At 59.3% G+C, this 4,570-nt stretch carries 7 protein-coding genes; 1 reads left to right on the top strand and 6 read right to left on the bottom strand.

What is annotated here, in order from left to right:
• The 5 genes from VGC62_RS04130 to VGC62_RS04110 form a co-directional block, all read right to left on the bottom strand.
• Positions 1–397: rod-binding protein (locus tag VGC62_RS04130; protein WP_331185794.1), on the bottom strand; the 397-nt coding region annotated here is incomplete at its 3' end.
• 9 nt (positions 398–406) lie between these two features.
• A complete protein-coding gene (locus tag VGC62_RS04125) occupies positions 407–1,516 on the bottom strand; it encodes a flagellar basal body P-ring protein FlgI (protein WP_414705742.1) in 1,110 nt (369 codons plus the stop codon).
• Positions 1,517–1,529: 13 nt separating this feature from the next.
• Entirely contained in the window at positions 1,530–2,243 is a 714-nt protein-coding gene (gene flgH / locus VGC62_RS04120) for a flagellar basal body L-ring protein FlgH (protein WP_331185793.1), read from the bottom strand.
• Between the two features lie 81 nt (positions 2,244–2,324).
• Positions 2,325–3,113, bottom strand: coding sequence for a flagellar basal-body rod protein FlgG (gene flgG / locus VGC62_RS04115; protein WP_331185792.1), 789 nt, complete (start codon positions 3,111–3,113; stop codon positions 2,325–2,327).
• A gap of 46 nt (positions 3,114–3,159) precedes the next feature.
• Positions 3,160–3,900 carry a flagellar basal body rod protein FlgF gene (locus tag VGC62_RS04110; RefSeq protein ID WP_331185791.1) on the bottom strand — a complete coding sequence of 247 codons (741 nt, stop codon included), beginning with the start codon at positions 3,898–3,900 and terminating at the stop codon, positions 3,160–3,162.
• A 272-nt stretch (positions 3,901–4,172) separates the two neighbouring features.
• On the opposite strand from VGC62_RS04110, the gene VGC62_RS04105 reads away from it, so the two are divergent.
• Positions 4,173–4,352 (top strand): hypothetical protein, encoded by a 180-nt coding sequence (locus VGC62_RS04105; RefSeq protein ID WP_331185790.1) that lies wholly within the window; start codon positions 4,173–4,175, stop codon positions 4,350–4,352.
• A gap of 119 nt (positions 4,353–4,471) precedes the next feature.
• Here the strand turns inward: VGC62_RS04105 and VGC62_RS04100 are convergent.
• Positions 4,472–4,570, bottom strand: a 99-nt coding sequence (locus VGC62_RS04100; RefSeq protein WP_331185795.1) for a flagellar basal body rod C-terminal domain-containing protein, incomplete at its 5' end; no start/stop codon positions are given.

The raw sequence follows: 4,570 nt of genomic DNA, 5'->3' as shown, positions 1-4,570 counted from the left end.
TACCGCTGTCGGCTTTTGCCGCACTGGTGTCGGCCGCCACTGGGGGCACCTGCCCGCTCCTGTTTTTTGACAACTGACGCATCAGCACATCTTGCAGACCGATACCGCCACCTTCGCGTGACATGCTCACCGCCAACTGCTGGTCGTACATGTCCTGATACTGCCGCGTGGCTGCGGTATTCATCGGATTGTCCTTGGCCAGCACTTCATTGGCCGAGCGCATGGCCTTGAGCATCTGGCTGACGAACAGCGACTCGAACTCCTGAGCGACTTTCTTCAGGTTAGCGTCGCTGTCACGGTCGCCCGTCTTCAACGCAGTCAGGCGATTGAGGTCGGTATACGCCCCCGAGTCGCCTGTTACCGTTGTGCCGGTCGATCCGCCGCCGAGAGTGTTCATGCGAGGTCCTTAAATCACGATCAGGTCGGCTTGTAACGCGCCGGCCTGCTTCAAGGCTTCAAGAATGGCCATCAAGTCACCGGGTGCCGCACCGACCTGGTTAACCGCACGCACGATCTCGTCCAGCGTGGTGCCAGGGCCGAATTTGAACATCGGGTGCAGCTCTTGCTGGGCATTGATTTTCGAGCGCGGCACTACGGCGGTCTGGCCGTTGGAGAACGCACCCGGCTGGCTGACGATAGGGTCTTCGGTAATGGTCACGGTCAGGCTGCCGTGGGTCACGGCGGCAGGCGATACCCTGACGTTCTGGCCGATGACGATAGTGCCTGTCCGCGAGTTGATGATGACTTTGGCCGAGGTCTGGCCAGGATCGATTTCGAGGTTTTCCAACACCGACAAATAGTCGACGCGCTGACTTGGGTCCAGCGGCGCGGTCACCCGAACAGAACCACCGTCCAACGCCTGAGCGACGCCTGGGCCAAGCATGTCGTTGATCTTGTCGACCACCCGCTTGGCGGTGGTGAAGTCGGAGCGATTGAGGTTCAGCGTCAGCGAATTACCCTGATTGAAACCACTCGGCACGGCGCGTTCGACCGAGGCACCACCAGGGATGCGACCCGACGATGGAACGTTGACCGTGATCTTCGAGCCGTCTCGGCCTTCGGCGTCAAAACCACCGACCACCAGGTTGCCCTGGGCGACGGCGTAGACGTTGCCGTCGATACCCTTCATCGGGGTCATCAACAGGCTGCCACCGCGCAAGCTTTTAGAGTTACCGATGGACGACACGGTGATATCGATCTGCTGGCCGGGCTTGGAAAACGCCGGTAAATCGGCGTATACCGCCACCGCCGCGACGTTCTTCAACTGCACGGTGCCCGAGCCTGACGGCACCTTGATGCCGAACTGCGAAAGCATGTTGTTGAAGGTCTGCAGGGTGAACGGGGTCTGCGTGGTCTGGTCGCCGGTGCCGTTGAGACCGACCACCAGACCGTAGCCGATCAATTGGTTGGTGCGCACGCCAGAAATACTGGCGATGTCTTTCAGGCGTTCGGCATGCGCACCTGCGGCTGCGAACATCAGCAAGGTTGCCGCTATCAGTTGCTTGACATTGATCATGGCTATCCCGCTATCAGAAAGGGAACAACGGGCTGAGGAAGAATCGGTCGAACCACCCTGGCTGGCTGGAGTCGGCAAACGCGCCTGTACCGGAATAAGTAATGCGCGCATCGGCCACGCGCGTGGACGAAACGGTGTTGTCGGTGGCGATGTCATCCGCACGAATCAGACCTGCGATTCGCACCAGTTCGTCACCGGTATTGAGCGTCATCCACTTCTCGCCACGCACTGCCAGAATGCCGTTAGGCAAGACATCGGCGACGGTCACGGTCACTGAGCCTGTCAGGCTGTTGCTCTGCGCCGCCTTGCCGTCGCCCTTGGTGGCGCGGTCGCCGCTGTAGCCGGCGTCAAGACTCAGATTGCCACCACCCACCGGGTTGCTGGTACTCAGGCCTGCGCCAAACAGCGAGGTCAAACCGATGCTGGTATTACTGGTTTTGCTGACCCCGGAGCTGGCGGCTTTGCTGGCAGCGGTTTTTTCCGAAAGCGTGATGGTGATGATGTCACCGACCCGATAAGCCTTGCGATCGCCGTACAGGTTCTGCTCGAAACCGGCCTGATAGATCGAGCCGTTATTGGCGGCCGACGGCAACGGCGTTCGTGGCAACACCGGCGCGTAATAAGGGTCATTGGGCTTGGCCGAAGGCGCAACGCAGCCAGCCAATAGCGACAGCCCGCAGACCGACGCTACCAACCCACAAAGCCGCAGAACAGGAAGCCGTTTCATGACACTTAAAACCTCGCGGTGTAGCAGGCGCTTATCCGGCGCCCCATCAAATTGATCAGTCGCAACAGGGTGTATCGGGCGTTACAGGTTCTGCGTCACGTACTGCAGCATCGAGTCGGCGGTGGAGATCACTTTGGAGTTCATCTCGTAGGCACGCTGCGTGGTGATCATGTTCACCAGCTCTTCAACGGTGCTGACATTGGAGTTTTCCAGAGTGTTCTGCTTGACCACGCCCAAACCATTCAGACCTGGCGTACCCACTTGCGGAGCGCCGCTGGAAGCGGTTTCCAGGTACAGGTTGCCCCCTTGCGATTGCAGGCCAGCCGGGTTGATGAAGTCAGCGGTTTGAATGTTGCCGATGACCTGCGGCGTCGCAGTGTTGGTCGAGGTCGTGATCGACACGGTGCCGTCTTCACCCACGGTGAAGGTCTGCGAATCCTGAGGAACGACAATCGCCGGCTCCAGGGCATAACCACTGGACGTCACGATCTGGCCGTTGCTGTCCAGGTGGAACGTACCGTCACGGGTGTAGGCCAGGGTGCCGTCAGGCTGACGGATCTGGAAGAAACCACGACCGTTGACCGCCATGTCCAGCGGTTGATTGGTGGTTTGCAAGCTACCGGCGGTGAAGTTTTTCTGCGTACCGACGATGCGCACGCCCGTACCCAATTGCAACCCGGACGGCAGCTCGCTGTCTTGGGTCGACTGCGCGCCTGGCTGGCGTTTGATCTGGTAGAGCAAGTCCTGGAATTCGGCGCGATCACTCTTGAAACCTGTGGTCGATACGTTGGCCAGGTTGTTGGAAATCGTCGTCAGGTTCATGTCCTGAGCGGCGAGACCGGTTTTACTTACATAGAGTGCCGGAAGCATTCTTAATCTCCTCGAGCGCCTGATTGTCGGCGCAAGCTGTCAGTCATTAGCCCATCTGCAAGACACGCGCCATGGAGGCGTCGTCTTCTTCAGCGGTCTTCATCATCTTGATGTGCAATTCGAATTGCCGAGACAGCGCCAACACCGAGGTCATCTCCGCGACCGCGTTGACATTGCTCGACTGCAGGAAACCGGACTCCACTTGTACGTCGGCATCCACAGCAGCGGGCTTGCCGTCTTTGGTGTGCATCAGGCCGTCGGGGCCTTTTTCCATGTTCGCGATGTCAGGCCGGACCAGCTTGATGCGGTCGATTTCTGCCATCACCTGAGGGCTTTCACCCAGCGAACGAACGCTGATCGTGCCGTCGGCGCCAATCTCGATCTGTTGTTGAGGCGGCACGGCAATCGGCCCGGAGTTGCCCATGACCGGCAAACCGTTGCCATCACGTAACACGCCAAGGGCGTCGATGTTCATGCTCGATGTGCGGGTATAGGCTTCGCCACCGTCGGCAGTCTGCACCGCCATCCAGCCATTGCCTTTGACGGCGACGTCCAGTTCGCGACCGGTATCGATCATGGAGCCTGCACTGAAATCAGTACCGGGACGCTCGCTCATGGCATAGGCACGCGAGGGCATGACCTCACCAAACACCGGCATCGAGCGGGCCTGTTCGAGGTCACGCTGAAACCCGTTGGTCGAGACGTTCGCCAGGTTGTTGGCATGCGCCTTTTGCGCAATGGCGTTTTCGGATGCACCGCTCATTGCGACGTAAAGCAACTTGTCCACAGTCTTCCTCCTCCGACAGACGCTTGCCGCCTGTTGCCGTTCTAAAGATGAAGTAGCAATAATCGAACCAGTTTTTCAAGACCGATACAAAGTGCTGATTTTCCAATGGTTACGGGGCCAGACGCCGCCTCGGCGGACGCTGGAAAATCCGCCGCGACGGCAGACTGCCGCTTTGATGGAGAATCATCGGCCAGGCCGCCAAAAAAACTTCGCGCACGGAGCGATCCTTGCAGCAACTTGCGCGGACAGCCCTCAGAAAACGGAAAACCGACATGCCTGCGCGTCTCGCCATCGCCCTCCTCCTCATCACCTGCTCGGCGCTGGCAATGGCCGCGCCCGCGCATTACTGGCTCTGGCAAGGCAAGGACAAAACCTTCTGCGCCCAGACCAGCCCCGGCAAAGGCTGGACGCGGATTGCCGGGCCGTATGTACGGTCCGATTGCTCGAATTAGCGAGAACGAAAAGCCTGGCAAGACCGCTGGATTGAGCCCCATCAGACGACGTGCGGGAGGGCACACTCCCTCAGTGACTAAGCACCTGATCGGGTCACCCCCACGACACGCTTCCCCTATCAGGTCGCTCGAATCAACGTCTGCATCAACTCCGCTTCAGTAGAGAGGGTCTTGGAGTTGGCCTGGTATGAGGTCTGTGCCTGAATCAACTCAACCAG

The sequence above is a fragment of the Pseudomonas sp. genome (assembly GCF_036404235.1).
In the GTDB taxonomy this organism is placed as follows: Bacteria; Pseudomonadota; Gammaproteobacteria; order Pseudomonadales; family Pseudomonadaceae; genus Aquipseudomonas.
Note: the sequence above shows the minus strand (reverse complement) of the source record. Positions and strands in the feature narration are given on the sequence as shown.